Genomic DNA, 15,485 nt, shown 5'->3' on the forward strand with positions numbered 1-15,485 from the left:
GAGCGGCACCCTCACCGCGACACCCAACGGGAACGGCGACGCCTTCGGCATCACGCTGTACTCGAACGGCAACACCACGCTCCCGACGGCCACCTGTGCGTCGGCCTCCGGGGGCGGCGGCGAGACGTGCACCGTGACCGTGACCCGGGGCGACTCCTGGGGCGACCGCTTCAACACCACCTTCCAGGTCTCGGGCGCGTCCGACTGGACCGTGACCATCCGCACCGGCTCCGGCCAGAGCCTGCAGAACTCCTGGAACGCCGCCGTCTCCGGCACGAGCGGCACCCTCACCGCGACACCCAACGGGAACGGCGACGCCTTCGGCATCACGCTGTACTCGAACGGCAACACCACGCTCCCGACGGCCACCTGCTCGGCCTGACCGGAGACCGCCGGGGTGGTGGGACCGTCCGTCCCGCCACCCCGGCGTCCGTGCCGCGCCAGGGCCGGCAGAGCCACGTCGTCCGACCACAGCCGCAGCGCCTCGCCGCGGGGGTCTCGACAGGCGGCACGGACGCGCCCCGGCGAGACTGGACCGGACTCGCCCTCTCCCGGAGCAACGATGCGCATAGCCCTCACCGCGACCTGCCTCGGCGACGTGATGTTCCCGCAGGCACCACGCGCCACCGCCCTCCTCCTCGAGCGCCTCGGGCACGAGGTGTTCTTCCCCGAGCGGCAGGCGTGCTGCGGCCAGATGCACGTCAACACCGGCTACCTGGACGAGGCGGTCCCGGTGGTGCGCAACCACGTCGAGGCGTTCTCCCCTGTGCTCGACGGCGAGTGGGACGCGATCGTCGTCCCGTCCGGGTCGTGCACAGGGTCGGTCCGGCACCAGCAGGGCATGGTCTGCCGGCGCGCCGGTCTCGACGACCTCGCGCGCACCGCCGACGCGGTCGCCGCGAAGACGTACGAGCTGTCCGAGCTGCTCGTCGACGTGCTGGGTATCACCGATGTCGGCGCCTACTTCCCGCACCGCGTCACCTACCACCCCACGTGCCACTCGCTGCGCATGCTGCACGTGGGCGACAAGCCGCTGCGCCTGCTGCGCGCGGTCGAGGGCATCGATCTCGTCGAGCTGCCCGCCGCCGAGTCGTGCTGCGGGTTCGGCGGCACGTTCGCGCTGAAGAACGCCGAGACCTCGACCGCGATGCTCGCCGACAAGATGACGCACGTGAAGTCCACCGGCGCCGAGGTCCTCACCGCGGGCGACGCGTCGTGCCTCCTGCACATCGGCGGCGGGCTCTCGCGCATCCGCGCGGGCGTCCGCACGCTGCACCTCGCGGAGATCCTCGCGTCCACGAAGGACACGCCCGCCCCCGCCGGGGCCGGTCCGTCGACGCGCGGGGGTGCCCGGTGAGCCGCACGTTCCTCGGCCTGCCCGTGCGCCGCGGCGCGCGCACCCTGCCCGACGACGTCGCCCGCCCGGGCGGGCGCGGCACCTCTGCGGGCGCCGGGTCGGCGTCGGGGGCGCTCGGCGACGTGCCGCACCCCGACGCGCCGCTGCGCTGGGGCGACGCCTTCCCCGACGCCGCGCGCGCGGCGCTGCAGAACACGCAGCTGCGCCGCAACCTCGCGCACGCGACCTCGACCATCCGGGACAAGCGCGCCGCCGTCGTGGGCGAGGTGCCGGACTGGGAGGCGCTGCGCGACGCGGGCTCCGCGATCAAGACCGACGTCATGGCGCGCCTGCCCGAGCTCCTCGAGGAGCTGGAGCGCAACGTCGTGGCGCGCGGCGGCGTCGTGCACTGGGCGCGCGACGCGGACGAGGCGAACCGGATCGTCGCGGACCTCGTGAAGGCCACGGGCGTCGACGAGGTCGTCAAGGTGAAGTCCATGGCGACGCAGGAGACCGGGCTCAACGAGGCGCTCGCCGCCGAGGGGATCGCAGCGCACGAGACGGACCTTGCGGAGCTCATCGTCCAGCTCGCCGACGACATGCCGTCGCACATCCTCGTCCCCGCGATCCACCGCAACCGCGCGGAGATCCGCGAGATCTTCCTCGCACGCATGGGCGACGCCCCGCCGGACCTGTCGGACGTCCCGCGCGAGCTCGCGATGGCCGCGCGCGCCCACCTGCGCCGCGCGTTCCTCTCGGCGAAGGTCGCGATCAGCGGCGCGAACTTCGGCGTCGCGGACACCGGGACGCTCACCGTCGTCGAGTCCGAGGGCAACGGCCGCATGTGCCTCACGCTCCCCGAGACGCTCATCACCGTCATGGGGATCGAGAAGGTCGTGCCGACGTACACCGACCTCGAGGTGTTCCTCCAGCTCCTGCCGCGCTCGTCCACGGGCGAGCGCATGAACCCGTACACGTCCCTGTGGACGGGCGTCACGCCGGGCGACGGGCCGCAGGAGTTCCACCTCGTGCTGCTCGACAACGGGCGCACGGACGTCCTCGCCGACGAGGTCGGGCGGGCCGCGCTGCACTGCATCCGCTGCTCGGCGTGCCTCAACGTGTGCCCGGTGTACGAGCGCGTCGGGGGCCACGCGTACGGGTCGGTCTACCCCGGCCCGATCGGCGCGATCCTCACGCCGCAGCTCACCAAGTCCTCCGGCGGGCTCTCCGGCCACCACGACCCGAACGCGTCCCTCCCCTACGCCTCGACGCTGTGCGGCGCGTGCTACGAGGTGTGCCCCGTGAAGATCGACATCCCGTCGATCCTCGTCGAGCTCCGCGCGCGCGAGGTCGACGCCGACCGCGGCCGGCTCACCGGCTGGGGCGCCGCGATGAAGGCAGCCTCGTTCGTCATGTCCGACGCGCGGCGGTTCGAGCTCGCGGAGAAGGCGGCCGGGCTGGGCCGCGTCGTCGCGGGCCCGAAGGGCCGGATCTCGACCCTCCCGCCGCCCGCGTCCGCCTGGACTCGCTCGCGCGACCTCCCGGCCCCCGCCAAGCAGACCTTCCGCGACTGGTGGCGCGACCGCCCCACCCCCGCCACCCCGCCCGCCGACCCTGGGGTTTCCGCACCCCCTGGTGCCGTACCCGGGGATACGGGTGGGTTCGGCGCCTCGGCGGCCCACAACCCCGGGTTGGGCGAGGGGGGTGAGGGCCGATGAGCGCGCGCGACGACGTCCTCGCCCGCGTGCGCGCCGCGCTCGGCGGGTCGACGACGACGGGCGACGCGGCGCCGGGCGCCGTCCCGCGTGGCTACCGCGAGCACGGCGACCTCGCGCCGGGTTCACCGGACGCCGTGGACGTGCTCGTCGACCGGCTCGTCGACTACCGGGCGCACGTGCACGTGGCCGCAGGCCCGGCCGAGGTCGCGACGATCGTCGGTGACCTGCTCGCGGACGCAGGCTCCGTCGTCGTGCCACCGGGGCTCGACCCCGCGTGGCTGGGCGCGCTCGGCGCCGGGACCGCCGTCGTGCCCGACGCGCGCGACGACCCCCGCACGCCCGACGAGCTGGACCGGGTGGACGCCGTAGTCACCGCTGCACGCGTCGCGATCGCCGACACCGGCACGATCGTGCTCGACGGCGAGCCCGACCAGGGGCGCCGCGCGATCACGCTCGTCCCCGACCTGCACGTGTGCGTCGTGCGCACGGACCAGGTGGTCCAGACCGTCCCCGAGGCCGTGCGGCTGCTCGCCGCGCACCCGGAGCGACCGCAGACGTGGATCAGCGGCCCCAGCGCGACGAGCGACATCGAGCTCTCCCGCGTCGAGGGCGTCCACGGCCCACGCACCCTCCACGTGATCCTGGCGCCGAGGTAGAACCGGCGGTCGCCAGGTAGAACTCCGCACGTTCTACGTCGCGACCGCACGTTCTACCTCGCGGCAGAGGTCATGTCCGACGGCGGTGGCGCACCTCCGCGAGAACCGTCGCCAGGCGGACGGGGAAGTCGTCCGGCGTGCCGGCGGGGAGCGCGTCGACCCGGAACCAGGCCACGTCCTCGCTCTCGTCGCTCACGACCGTGCGCGCGTCGGGGTCGGCGAACGCGACGAACCCGACGTCCCAGTGCGTGCGGCACGTCCCGAACGCCGCGGCGAGGTCGTGGCGGTGCACGTCGACGGGCGCCGCGGGGCCGACGGCCTGGTGCCCGGCGCCGGGGCCGTCGTCCGGGCCGGTGGACGGCTCGGGGTCCGGGTCGAACGGGACGAGGTCGTCGAGGCCGCTCTCCTCGCGGGCCTCGCGGTAGGCGGCCTCCGCGAGCGTCGTATCGCCCGGCTCCGTGTGCCCGCCCACCTGGACCCAGAACTGGCCCTTGCGGTGGAAGCAGAGCAGCACGCGGTCCAGGTCCGGGCTGAGCACGAAGCAGCTCGCCGTGAGGTGCTGCGGTCCGCCGTCGCGCCGGACGGCGTCGGCACGCGCGCCGGAGCCACCGTCGCCGCGGAGGAACGCGCGGTACTCGGCCGCGAGCGCCGCCTGCTCCGCGTCGACCGGCTCCCACCGGTCGAGGCGGGCGAGGGCGTCGCGGGCGAGCAGGGCGGCGGGGTCGAGAGCGGTCACCGGGGAAGGTTACGCGGCGCGCGTGGCCGTCCCCGTGCGGCGCTGCGAGAATGGGGTCCCGTGAGCGACCCTCAGCACGACGACGGAGGCCCCGTCGAGACCGGCACACGTCCGGCGACCGACGGCCTCGGCACGGACCCCGCGCTGTTCGACCTCCCGCCGGGCTCGCGCGAGGTCCCGACGCGCGTCGTGCTCCTCACGGGCGCGTCCGGCTCGGGCAAGACGTCGCTCACGCGGCGCCTCGGCCTCCCGGTCGTCGCGCTCGACGACTTCTACCTCGACCACGACCACCCGGACCTGCCGCAGCGGTTCGGCATCGTCGACTGGGACGACCCCCGGTCGTGGGACGCCGCAGGCGCGGTCGCGGCGCTCGTCGACCTCGCGCGGACCGGGCACGCGGACGTGCCGGTCTACGACATCCCGACGTCGCGCCGCACGGGGACGACGCACCTCGACGTCACGGGCTCGCGGGTCGTGCTGGCCGAGGGGATCTTCGCGGCGGAGATCGTCGCGGCGTGCCGCGCCCAGGACGTCCTGGCCGACGCGATCTGCCTGCGCCGACCGCGTCTCATGACGTTCTGGTTCCGCCTGCTGCGCGACCTCGCGGAGATGCGCAAGCCACCGCTCACGCTGTTCCGGCGCGGCTGGGCGCTGCTGCGCGCCGAGCCGGCCCTCGTGCGCCACTGGGAATCGCTCGGCTGTCGCGCGCTGACGCCGACGCAGGCCGAGAAGGAGATCCGCGCGCTCCTGCGACCCAGCCCGGCGTAGGCGTCACGCCCGCGGGTCGGTGACCTCGACCGTCGCGACCGACGGGCCGCCGCAGTCGGGCCCGAAGTCGCCGGTCGTCATCTCCCACACGGGGTCGACCTCGTGCACGACGACGACGTCACCCGACGCGAGCTCCACGACGCGGACGGCGATCGGACCGACCGCGCCGTTCATCGCGGAACCCGTCCAGCCGCCGCGCGACGGCTCGACGGGCATGTCCTCCGCCGCCGCCTCGGGCGAGCTCTGGGCAGCCTCGGGCTGGGCCGGCAGGACCAGGTGGTCGGGGACCGCCGTAGGGATCGGCTCCGGGTCGAGCGAGACCGCCCCGTCGCGCACGAGCCCGCAGGGGTTGATCCCGACGCAGCCCACGAGGACGCCGTAGGCATCCCGATCCGGCCAGGAGTCGTCGAGCCGGACCTCGAGGCGCGCCACGTAGCCGACCGCGGGGCACGCGGTGACCGGGCCTCCCGGGCCACCGCACGCGGGCAGCACGGCGACGAGCAGCGCTGCGGCGAGCCCGCGCGCACGCCGTCGTCCCCGTCGGTCGCTCATCGTCGGCACCCCCTCCGCAGGCCGGCACGTTCGCCGGGCCCTCGTCCAGAACCTGTCGTGTGCGGCCGGATCCTTGCACCGAGACCCCCGAGTCCGCCGCGGAGCGCGACGAGACGTGAGAAGTGGTCCCTGACCCGCCCGTCCCGGGGGCCACTTCTCACGTCTCGGCGGGGAGCGTCCCGACGACGATCGTCGCGCCGATCTCCTCGTCGCGGACGACGCGCGCACGCAGTCCGGCCCGTTCGAGGACGTCGACGGCGCCCGACGCCTGGCGCTCGCCGGACTCGGTGAGCAGGTGGCCGCCCGGAGCGAGCCACGCGGGCGCCTCGGCGGCGACGCGGCGCAGCACGTCCAGCCCGTCGCCGCCGCCGTCGAGCGCGACGTGGGCCTCGTGGTCGCGCGCCTCGTGGGGCAGGAGCGGGATCTCGGCCGTGGGCACGTACGGCACGTTGGCGAGCAGCAGGTCGACCCGGCCGCGCAGACCGGGCGGCAACGGGTCGAACAGGTCGCCCGCGTACGCGGTGCCGCCGACCGCGGCGACGTTGCGCGCCGCGCACGCGACGGCGGCCGGGTCGACGTCGCTCGCGTGCAGCGCGACGGTCTCCGCGCCGCCGAGGCCCACCGAGGTCGCGAGCCCGAGCGCCCCGGCGCCGCAGCACACGTCGACCACGACCACCGCCGGGCCGACCGTCCGGCCGTCCGGGCCGCCGCCCGGCCCGCCGTCCAGGCCGTTGTCCCGGCCACCGTCGGGGTCGCCGACCGCCACACCGCCCGCGCTGCCGCCCGCCCCGCTGTCGGGGTCGTCGACCGTCACGCCGCCTGTCCCGCCGCCCGCCCCGCCGTCGGGGTCGCCGACCGCCACGCCGCATGTCCCGCCGTCGGGGTCGCCGACCGCCACGCCGCATGTCCCGCCGTCGGGCACCCGGACCGGGCGCCCGGCCTGCCGCCCGAGAGCGACCGCCTCGTCGACGAGCAGCGCGGTGCGCTGGCGGGGCACGAACACCCCGGGGTCGACGGCGACGCGGAGCCCGTGGAAGTCGACGTACCCGAGCACGTGCTCCAGCGGCTCGCCCGCGACCCTGCGCGCGACGAGCGTCTCGAGGTGTGCGGCGTCGCCGGCCCGCTCGGCGAGGAGCGCGGCCTCGTCCTCCGCGAAGACGCACCCGGCGGCGCGCAGGTGGGCGGCGAGGTCGTCGAGCTGGTCCCTGTCCACGTCCGGACGCTACTCCTGGCCGGGTCGCGTGCGCACGGGGGATCCGTGGCCACGAGATCGACCCGAGCGTCCGAGATCGGCCCTCAGGGGGTCGATCTCGGGACGCACGGGTCGATCTGGGCGATAGCCGGTCAGTCGCGCAGGAGCGGGAGGAGGCGGGTGCCCTGGCGCTCTATCTCGCGCAGGTACGGGGTGTCCGACAGGACGAAGTGCGTGACGCCGAGGTCCTGGTAGCGCCGCAGCGACTTCGCGACGTCCTCCGCGGAGCCGACGAGCCACGTCGTGCCCGCTCCCCCGCCGCCGAACCTGCCGGGCGTCGTCCACAGGTTGTCGTCGAGCACCTCACCCCGCGCCGCGAGGTCGAGCAGACGCTGCTGCCCGACGGCGGTCCGCCGCCCCCGGTCGCGGGCGGACCACGCCTCGGCCTCCTGGGACCGCGCGGCCAGCTCCGCGACCTTCGCTTCGGCGTCGGCCCACGCCTCCTCGGTGGTGTCGCGGACGAACGTCGTGATCCGCAGACCGAACTCGAGCGGAGCGTGCTCACGCCCCAGCTCGGCGCTCAGGCGCTTCAGCCGGTCGATGCGCTCCGCGATCCCGTCGAGCGGCTCGCCCCAGAAGAGCTGCACGTCGGCCTCGGTCGCGGCGACCCGCTCGGCCGCCTCCGACGCGCCGCCGAAGTAGATCCGCGGATGGGCGCGGCCCGCGCGCGCCACGGGGCGCGGCCCCAGCCGTGACCCGGTCACCGAGAAGTGCTCCCCGGCGTACGTCACCTCCTCCTGCGTCCACAGTCGGCGCACGATCTGGAGGAACTCCCGCGTGCGGGCATACCGGTGCGCGGGGTCGGCCTCACCGTCGCCGTACGCCTGCTGCCCGTCGGTGCCGGACACGATGTTGACGCGCAGCCGGCCGCCGCTGAGGTGGTCGAGCGTCGCGGCGGCGGACGCGAAGTGCGCAGGCCGCCAGAACCCGGGCCGGATCGCGACGAGCGGCTCGAACGTCGTCGTGCGCGCCGCGAGCGCCGTCGCGACGGTGAACGTGTCCGGACGCCCCCAGCTCGTCCCGAGCAGCGCCCCCGCGAACCCGTGGCGCTCCAGCGCGTGCGCGTGGCTCGTCAGGGTGTCGAGGCTGTTGTGGTCCTGGACCGTGTCGTCCCCGCGGTGCCCCGGCCGCACCTGGTTCGGGATGTACCAGAGGTGCTCGGCGCTCACGCGAGGGCCCCCTCGAGGACGCGCGGTCCGTCGCCGGGCGCCGCGCCGACGTCGCCCGCGTACCGGTTGGCCGGGCGCTCGAGCCCGTAGTGCTCGCGCAGCGTCCGGCCCTCGTACTCCGCGCGGAACAGCCCGCGCTCGCGCAGGACCGGCAGCACGTGCTCGACGAACCGCTCGAGCCCCGACGGCAGCACCGCGGGCATGATGTTGAACCCGTCGGCGGCCTCGGCGTCGTACCAGTCCTGGATCGCGTCGGCGACCTGCTCGGGCGTGCCCGCGAACGTGCGGTGCCCCCGCCCGCCGCCGAGCCGCCCGATGAGCTGGCGCACCGTGAGCCGCTCGCGCCGCGCGAGCTCGACGACCAGCGTGTACCGGCTCTTGGCCCCCTCGATCTCGTCCTCGGTGGGCAGGCCGTCGGGGAGCTCGCGGTCGAGCGGCAGGTCCTCGGGCGCGAGCCGCAGCGTCTTCGCGAGCTGGGCGCGCGCGTACTCGGGGACGATGAGCTCGTCGAGCTCGCGCTCGCGGGCGAGCGCCTCCGCCTCGGTCGACCCGATGACGGGGACGATGCCGGGCAGGATCTTCATCGTCCCCGGGTCGCGGCCGACGGCGACCGCCCGGGCCTTGAGGTCGGCGTAGAAGGCGCGGGCGTCGTCGAGCGTCTGGTGCGCGGTGAACACCGCCTCGGCGTAGCGCGCGGCGAGGTCCTTGCCGTCCTCCGACGACCCGGCCTGCACGATGAGCGGTCGCGCCTGCGGCGAGCGCGGCGTCGTGAGCGCGCCGTGCACGGAGAAGTGCGTCCCCGCGTGCGCCGGGGCGTGGATCTTCGACGCGTCCGCCCACACGCCGGCGTCCTTGTCCGCGAGCACGGCGTCGTCCTCCCACGAGTCCCAGAGCTGGAACGCGACGTCGAGGAACTCCGCCGCGCGCTCGTAGCGGACCGCGTGGGCGGGCTGGTCGTCGAGGCCGAAGTTGCGCGCGATGTCCGGCCCCGCCGTCGTCACGACGTTCCACCCGGCCCGGCCGCCGGAGACGTGGTCGATCGACGCGAACCGCCGCGCGAGGTTGTACGGCGAGTTGTACGTCGTCGACGCCGTCGCGATGAGGCCGATCCGCTCGGTCACCGTCGCGATGGCGGTGAGGACGATGAGCGGGTCGAGCGACCCCGCCGGGCGGCGCCCGACGTCGGACCGCAGCCCCGGGCCGTCCGCGAAGAAGATCGAGTCGAGCCTGCCCGCCTCCGCGATCTGCGCGAGGCGCTGCAGGTGCGCGATGTTCGTCGACGTCCACGACGGGTCGCTCTCCGGCAGCCGCCACGACGCCTCGTGGTGGCCCGTGCTCATGAGGAACGCGTTGAGGTGCAGGCGCCCGGGGCGGTGGCCTGCGGAGGAGTGGCGGGTCATGCGGCGGTGTCCTTCCTGTCGTCCCGGACCACGCCGAGCGCGTCGAGCAGCTCGGTGCGGAGCCGGGAGAAGCGAGGGTCGGCGGGGTCGCGCGCCTCGCCGGGGCGGTAGCTCTGGTCGATGCGGCGCTCGGCCGCGATGCGTCCCTCGTCGAGGACGACGACGCGGTCCGCGAGGACGATGGCCTCGTCCACGTCGTGCGTCACGAGCAGGACGGCGGGGCGGTGGCGGGCGCACAGGTCGCGCAGCAGCGCGTGCATCCGGATGCGGGTCAGCGCGTCGAGGGCCCCGAAGGGCTCGTCGGCGAGCAGGAGCCGGGGCGAGCGCACGAGCGAGCGGGCGAGCGACACGCGCTGCTGCTCCCCGCCGGAGAGCTCGTTCGGCCACGCGCGCTCGCGCCCGGCGAGCCCCACCTCGGCGAGGCTCGCGCGGCCCGCGTCGCGCGCCGCGCTCCGGCCGCGCGCCCCGGCGTCGAGCCCGAGCACCACGTTGTCCAGCACGCGCGCCCACGGCAGGAGCCGCGAGTCCTGGAAGACGACGGACACCTGGTCCGGGACGACGACCTCGCCCGAGCCGTCGACCCCGTGGTCGAGCGCGGCGAGCGCGCGCAGGAGCGTGCTCTTGCCCGAGCCGGAGCGGCCCAGGATCGCGACGAACTCGCCGTCGTGCACCGTGAGGTCCAGGTCGTCGAGGATGCGTTTCTCCCCGTACGACCGCACGAGCGAGCGGACCCGCACGGCCGCGCCGTCCGCCGTCGGGCGTTCCGCCTCCACGGTCAGTCCTCCAGCGTGCGCCGCCACGACAGCACCCTCCTCTGCAGGAGGCGGACGGCGAGGTCCGCGGAGTAGCCCAGCACGCCGTAGACCACGAGGCCGACGAGGATGATCTCCGTCTGCCCGTACGTCCGGGCGAGCTCCATCATGTAGCCGATCCCGGCCGTCGCGTTGACCTGCTCGACGACGACGAGCGCGAGCATCGACCCCGTCACCGCGAACCGCAGCCCGAGGAAGAACCCGGGCAGCGCGCCCGGCAGGATCACGCGTCGCACGAACTGCCACCGCGAGAGCTGCACCGTCTCGGCCAGCTCGACGTATCGGCTGTCGATCGCCCGCAGGCCGTTGTGCGTGTGCAGGTAGATCGGGATGAACACCCCGAGCGCGATGGTGACGACCTTCATCTCCTCGCCGATCCCGAACCACAGGATGAGCAGCGGCAGCAGCGCCAGGTTGGGGATCGCGCGCTTGACCTGGATCGGGCCGTCGAGCACGGCGTCGCCGACCCGGCTCAGCCCGGCCGCGAGCGCGAGCACGACGCCCGCGACGATGCCGAACGCCAGCCCGAGCGCGGCGCGCGTCAGGGACACCCCGAGGTGCGCGCCGAGCTTGCCGTTCGCGACGAGCTCCGCACCCGTCGTGACGACCGTCCACGGTGCGGAGAGCACGCGCGGGTCGATGAGCCCCGTGGCGGACCCGACCGACCAGACACCCACGAGGAGCGTCACCCCGACGAGCGCCGCGAGCGGGATCGGCCGCCCCAGCCCCAGGCGAGTGCCGCGAGGGCGCACGTCGGTGGTGACCGCTCGTGCGTCGTCGAGCCTCGGGGCCGCGAGGTCCACCCGGTCGACGACCGCCGCGCTCACTGCGCTCCCCCGTCCCGCGCCGCTGCCGCGGCCTCGCCCGCGACGGGGCCGAAGCGCTCGTCGAACAGGTCGGTCGCCTCGAACGCCTCCTGGTCGAGCTCGGTCGCGAGCAGGTCGATCGTCGCCTGCGTGCGCTCGATGCCCTCGGTGAGGTCGGACGGGATGTCCGGGACGGGCGCGTGGTCGATGAGGTACTGCGCGTCCTCCTCGCTCAGGCCCTGGTCCTCGATGTAGTACCCCTGCTTCCACTCCTCGGGGTGCTCGTCGATCCAGATCTTCGCCGCCGCCCACGCCGCGACGTACTCGCGCAGCGCCGCGGCCTTCGCCGGATCCTGCACGACCTCCGTCGGGCCGTAGAGGTGCGAGGCGTCGTCGCGGAGGTGGTGCTTGACCGACGTCGCGCCGTCCGCCTCGTAGGTGGCCAGGTAGCGGAAGAGCTGCGTCCCACCCAGCGGGGCGATGTCGACCTCGCCCGCGGCGAGCGCCGTCGAGTACACGTCGCCCGTGCTCGGCAGCTCGACGAGCTCGACGTCGTCCTGCGTGAGACCGGCCTCCTGCAGCGCCTTGAGCACGATCGCGCCCTGCGCCTGGCCCGGGCTGAAGGCGATGCGGTGGCCGCGGAAGTCCTCGAGGGAGTCGAGCTCGACGCCCGGCGCGCCCGCGAACTCGTAGATCGGCGCGTCCTCCCAGTTCTCGCGGTAGATCGACGCGTAGATCTGCACGTCCAGGCCCGTCCACGTGGCGTGGATCGGCGGGATCTCCGCCACCGCGCCCACGTCGAGGGAACCGGCACGGAACGCCTCGGTCGTCGCCGGGCCGCCGGAGATGTTGGCCCACTCGACCTCGAACGAGAAGTCGCTGTCGAGGTCGTCGCCGGCCAGCTCGAACGCCTTCTGCGTCGTCGGGTCGCCGATGCGCAGGACCGTGCCCTCGGGCACCTCGGTGGGCAGGTCGGCGTCGGCGGCGAGGGTCGCGCCGTCGGCCGGGTCCGTCCCGCCGGACGCCTGCGCGGCGCCGCACGCACCCGTCGCGAGCAGCGCGACGAGGCCGAGCGCGACGGCGGTCACGCTGCGGCGGCCAGACGGTCGGCCGGGCGGTGCGGAGGAACGGACGAGCGGGTGTGCGGGCATGACGAGTCCTCTCGGGGAGAGCGCACGTGGGCATGCGGGAGCCGTGCGCGGGAGGTGCGGTGGTGAAGGGGCCCGACGGCGGCCGGTGCGGCCGTCGGTCAGTGCGTCGACGTGCTCAGCGGCACGGGGTCGGACGACACGTGGCGCGGCGACACGCCCGCGCGTCGAGCGCACGACGACGCGCGAGGCCGGGCACGCGCCCGGCGTCGGCGGCGGGGACGGCGACATGGCCCCCCGGTGTCGTCTGCATGCGGGCGACTGTGCCAGCGCGCGCACGCCACAGGAAGGGCACCCGCACCCCGTCCCACGACGAGGACGAACGTAACGCCGTGCAACGTCGTCGCATCCTTCACCGCGAGGTAGAACCAGCGGTCTCGAGGTAGTGCTCGCGGAGCTCTACGTCGCGACCGCTGGTTCTACCTCGCGCGGCCTCCGCTCTCCCTCGGTGGGACGACGACAGGCCCCGACCCTCCGGGTGGAGGATCGGGGCCCGTGTGTCAGGCGTTTCAGGAGTGCGTCACTCCGCGCCGGCCTGCAGCTCGCCCGTCGGGGGCAGGTCGCGGACCGAGACGCCGGTGGGGGCGTCGAGCGCGGCGGCCGCGCCCACGCTCACCGGGCCGCGGTCGTGCTCGCCCTTGGAGACACCCCGGAAGGTGAACTCCCCGAGCAGGCCCTCGCCCTCGGCGTCGACCAGGACGATCTCGCCGGCCTTGAGCTCGCCGAACAGGATCTTCTCGGACAGCACGTCCTCGATGTCGCGCTGGATCGCGCGGCGCAGCGGACGGGCACCCAGGACCGGGTCGTAGCCCTTCTCCGCGAGGAGGTTCTTCGCGGGCTGCGTGAGCTCGATGCCCATGTCCTTGTCCCGCAGGCGGGTGTCGAGACGGGCGATCATGAGGTCGACGATCTGGATGATCTCGGTCTGCGAGAGCTGCGGGAAGACCACCACGTCGTCGACGCGGTTGAGGAACTCAGGCCGGAAGTGCTGCTTGAGCTCGTCGTTGACCTTCGCCTTCATGCGCTCGTAGGACGTGACCAGGTCGCCGCCGGCGTTGAAGCCGGTCTGGACGCCCTTGGCGATGTCCCGCGTGCCGAGGTTGGTCGTCATGATGATGACGGTGTTCTTGAAGTCCACGACGCGGCCCTGCGAGTCGGTCAGGCGACCGTCCTCGAGGATCTGCAGGAGCGAGTTGAAGATGTCCGCGTGGGCCTTCTCCACCTCGTCGAACAGGACGACCGAGAACGGCTTGCGCCGCACCTTCTCGGTGAGCTGGCCACCCTCGTCGTACCCGACGTAGCCGGGGGGCGAGCCGAACAGCCGCGAGACGGTGTGCTTCTCGGAGAACTCCGACATGTCGAGCTGGATGAGCGCGTCCTCGTCCCCGAAGAGGAACTCGGCGAGCGCCTTGGCCAGCTCCGTCTTCCCGACGCCCGTGGGGCCGGCGAAGATGAACGACCCACCGGGGCGCTTGGGGTCCTTGAGGCCCGCACGCGTACGGCGGATGGCCTGCGACAGCGCCTTGATCGCGGCCTCCTGGCCGACGACGCGCTTGTGCAGCTCGTCCTCCATGTTGAGCAGGCGGCTGGACTCCTCCTCGGTGAGCTTGAAGACCGGGATGCCCGTGGCCATGGCCAGGACCTCCGCGATCAGCTCCTCGTCCACCTCGGCGACGGTGTCCAGGTCACCGGACTTCCACGCCTTCTCCTTGTCGGCGCGCTTCGCGGTGAGCTGCTTCTCCTTGTCGCGCAGGCCGGCGGCCTTCTCGAAGTCCTGCGCGTCGATCGCGGACTCCTTCTCGCGACGCGCCTCGGCGATCTCCTCGTCGAGCTCCTTGAGCTCCGGCGGGGCGGTCATGCGGCGGATGCGCAGGCGCGCGCCCGCCTCGTCGATGAGGTCGATCGCCTTGTCCGGGAGGAACCGGTCGTTGATGTACCGGTCCGCGAGCGTGGCCGCGGAGACGAGCGCGGCGTCCGTGATGGACACGCGGTGGTGCGCCTCGTAGCGGTCGCGCAGGCCCTTGAGGATCTCGATCGCGTGGTTGAGCGACGGCTCGGCGACCTGGATCGGCTGGAAGCGGCGCTCCAGGGCCGGGTCCTTCTCGACGTGCTTGCGGTACTCGTCGAGCGTGGTCGCGCCGATGGTCTGCAGCTCGCCGCGCGCGAGCATCGGCTTGAGGATGCTCGCGGCGTCGATCGCGCCCTCGGCGGCACCCGCCCCGACGAGGGTGTGGATCTCGTCGATGAACAGGATGATGTCGCCGCGCGTGCGGATCTCCTTGAGCACCTTCTTGAGGCGCTCCTCGAAGTCGCCGCGGTAGCGCGAGCCGGCCACGAGGGCACCGAGGTCGAGCGTGTAGAGCTGCTTGTCCTTGAGCGTCTCGGGCACGTCGCCGCGCACGATGTCCTGGGCCAGGCCCTCGACGACGGCGGTCTTGCCGACACCGGGCTCACCGATCAGCACCGGGTTGTTCTTGGTGCGGCGGCTCAGCACCTGCATGACGCGCTCGATCTCGAGGTTGCGCCCGATGACCGGGTCGAGCTTGCCCTCGCGCGCGGCCTGGGTGAGGTTGCGCCCGAACTGGTCGAGCACGGCCGAGCCGGACGGCTGGCCCTCGGCGGGGCCGCCCGCGGCGACGGGCTCCTTGCCCTGGTAGCCGGACAGGAGCTGGATGACCTGCTGACGCACCTTGTTGAGGTCGGCGCCCATCTTGGTCAGGACCTGGGCGGCGACGCCCTCGCCCTCACGGATGAGGCCGAGCAGGATGTGCTCGGTGCCGATGTAGTTGTGGCCGAGCTGCAGCGCCTCGCGCAGCGACAGCTCGAGCACCTTCTTGGCGCGCGGCGTGAACGGGATGTGCCCGCTCGGGGCCTGCTGGCCCTCGCCGATGATCTCGGTCACCTGGGTGCGGACGCCGTCGAGGGAGATCCCGAGGGACTCCAGCGCCTTGGCCGCGACACCCTCGCCCTCGTGGATGAGGCCGAGGAGGATGTGCTCGGTGCCGATGTAGTTGTGGTTGAGCATCCGCGCCTCTTCCTGGGCGAGGACGACGACCCGACGGGCTCGGTCTGTGAATCTCTCGAACATGTGCTGCTCCTCGTGAGCGGCGTACACCTGCCCGCCGGACGACG

General features: G+C 73.9%; 13 protein-coding genes and 1 pseudogene. 5 read left to right on the forward strand and 9 right to left on the reverse strand.

The features are described from left to right. From ACFC2L_RS01390 to ACFC2L_RS01405, 4 genes and pseudogenes are all read left to right on the forward strand, one after another. Nucleotides 1-382: pseudogene (locus ACFC2L_RS01390) on the forward strand (acetylated xylan deacetylase); the annotation flags it as partial. Between the two features lie 180 nt (nucleotides 383-562). Next, nucleotides 563-1,357, forward strand: coding sequence for a (Fe-S)-binding protein (locus ACFC2L_RS01395; RefSeq protein ID WP_375822443.1), 795 nt, complete (start codon nucleotides 563-565; stop codon nucleotides 1,355-1,357). After that, on the forward strand, nucleotides 1,354-3,054 hold the full coding sequence (locus ACFC2L_RS01400; RefSeq protein ID WP_375822444.1) for a LutB/LldF family L-lactate oxidation iron-sulfur protein: 1,701 nt from the start codon (nucleotides 1,354-1,356) through the stop codon (nucleotides 3,052-3,054). The genes ACFC2L_RS01395 and ACFC2L_RS01400 overlap by 4 nt, the downstream gene beginning before the upstream one ends. Beyond that, nucleotides 3,051-3,710 (forward strand): lactate utilization protein C, encoded by a 660-nt coding sequence (locus tag ACFC2L_RS01405; RefSeq protein WP_375822445.1) that lies wholly within the window; start codon nucleotides 3,051-3,053, stop codon nucleotides 3,708-3,710. The genes ACFC2L_RS01400 and ACFC2L_RS01405 overlap by 4 nt, the downstream gene beginning before the upstream one ends. Nucleotides 3,711-3,780: 70 nt before the next feature. Here the strand turns inward: ACFC2L_RS01405 and ACFC2L_RS01410 are convergent, their stop codons facing one another. Continuing rightward, nucleotides 3,781-4,446, reverse strand: a complete 666-nt coding sequence (locus ACFC2L_RS01410; RefSeq protein ID WP_375822446.1) for an NUDIX hydrolase — start codon at nucleotides 4,444-4,446, stop codon at nucleotides 3,781-3,783. A 60-nt stretch (nucleotides 4,447-4,506) separates the two neighbouring features. Here ACFC2L_RS01410 and ACFC2L_RS01415 point away from each other — a divergent pair, with 60 nt between their 5' ends. Next, complete coding sequence (locus tag ACFC2L_RS01415) at nucleotides 4,507-5,214, forward strand: uridine kinase (RefSeq protein WP_375822447.1); 708 nt, start codon at nucleotides 4,507-4,509, stop codon at nucleotides 5,212-5,214. Between the two features lie 3 nt (nucleotides 5,215-5,217). Here ACFC2L_RS01415 and ACFC2L_RS01420 read toward each other — a convergent pair whose 3' ends face one another. From ACFC2L_RS01420 to ACFC2L_RS01455, 8 genes are all read right to left on the reverse strand, one after another. Beyond that, a complete protein-coding gene (locus ACFC2L_RS01420; RefSeq protein WP_375822448.1) occupies nucleotides 5,218-5,766 on the reverse strand; it encodes a hypothetical protein in 549 nt (182 codons plus the stop codon). A gap of 157 nt (nucleotides 5,767-5,923) precedes the next feature. Beyond that, nucleotides 5,924-6,979 (reverse strand): methyltransferase, encoded by a 1,056-nt coding sequence (locus ACFC2L_RS01425; RefSeq protein ID WP_375822449.1) that lies wholly within the window; start codon nucleotides 6,977-6,979, stop codon nucleotides 5,924-5,926. Nucleotides 6,980-7,110: 131 nt separating this feature from the next. After that, nucleotides 7,111-8,187: an LLM class flavin-dependent oxidoreductase gene (locus ACFC2L_RS01430; RefSeq protein WP_375822450.1), complete on the reverse strand. Its 1,077-nt coding sequence runs from the start codon at nucleotides 8,185-8,187 to the stop codon at nucleotides 7,111-7,113. Further along, nucleotides 8,184-9,587, reverse strand: coding sequence for an LLM class flavin-dependent oxidoreductase (locus ACFC2L_RS01435; protein ID WP_375822451.1), 1,404 nt, complete (start codon nucleotides 9,585-9,587; stop codon nucleotides 8,184-8,186). Before ACFC2L_RS01435 ends, ACFC2L_RS01430 begins: the two co-directional genes overlap by 4 nt. After that, nucleotides 9,584-10,387 carry an ABC transporter ATP-binding protein gene (locus tag ACFC2L_RS01440; RefSeq protein ID WP_375822452.1) on the reverse strand — a complete coding sequence of 268 codons (804 nt, stop codon included), beginning with the start codon at nucleotides 10,385-10,387 and terminating at the stop codon, nucleotides 9,584-9,586. The genes ACFC2L_RS01435 and ACFC2L_RS01440 overlap by 4 nt, the downstream gene beginning before the upstream one ends. Beyond that, entirely contained in the window at nucleotides 10,363-11,226 is an 864-nt protein-coding gene (locus tag ACFC2L_RS01445) for an ABC transporter permease (RefSeq protein WP_375822453.1), read from the reverse strand. The genes ACFC2L_RS01440 and ACFC2L_RS01445 overlap by 25 nt, the downstream gene beginning before the upstream one ends. Then, nucleotides 11,223-12,356, reverse strand: a complete 1,134-nt coding sequence (locus ACFC2L_RS01450) for an ABC transporter substrate-binding protein (RefSeq protein WP_375822454.1) — start codon at nucleotides 12,354-12,356, stop codon at nucleotides 11,223-11,225. The genes ACFC2L_RS01445 and ACFC2L_RS01450 overlap by 4 nt, the downstream gene beginning before the upstream one ends. Nucleotides 12,357-12,873: 517 nt before the next feature. Next, on the reverse strand, nucleotides 12,874-15,441 hold the full coding sequence (locus tag ACFC2L_RS01455) for an ATP-dependent Clp protease ATP-binding subunit (RefSeq protein WP_087472769.1): 2,568 nt from the start codon (nucleotides 15,439-15,441) through the stop codon (nucleotides 12,874-12,876). Nucleotides 15,442-15,485 lie beyond the last annotated feature (44 nt).

The sequence above is a fragment of the Cellulosimicrobium sp. NPDC055967 genome, assembly GCF_042269845.1.
In the GTDB taxonomy this organism is placed as follows: Bacteria; Actinomycetota; Actinomycetes; order Actinomycetales; family Cellulomonadaceae; genus Cellulosimicrobium.

Bases quoted from the DNA above. Each gene is read 5' to 3' on its own strand.
- ACFC2L_RS01395 (WP_375822443.1), top strand. From the start codon at position 563: ATGCGCATAGCCCTCACCGCGACCTGCCTCGGCGACGTGATGTTCCCG.
- ACFC2L_RS01405 (WP_375822445.1), top strand. From the start codon at position 3,051: ATGAGCGCGCGCGACGACGTCCTCGCCCGCGTGCGCGCCGCGCTCGGC.
- ACFC2L_RS01420 (WP_375822448.1), bottom strand. From the start codon at position 5,766: ATGAGCGACCGACGGGGACGACGGCGTGCGCGCGGGCTCGCCGCAGCG.
- ACFC2L_RS01435 (WP_375822451.1), bottom strand. From the start codon at position 9,587: ATGACCCGCCACTCCTCCGCAGGCCACCGCCCCGGGCGCCTGCACCTC.
- ACFC2L_RS01450 (WP_375822454.1), bottom strand. From the start codon at position 12,356: ATGCCCGCACACCCGCTCGTCCGTTCCTCCGCACCGCCCGGCCGACCG.
- ACFC2L_RS01455 (WP_087472769.1), bottom strand. From the start codon at position 15,441: ATGTTCGAGAGATTCACAGACCGAGCCCGTCGGGTCGTCGTCCTCGCC.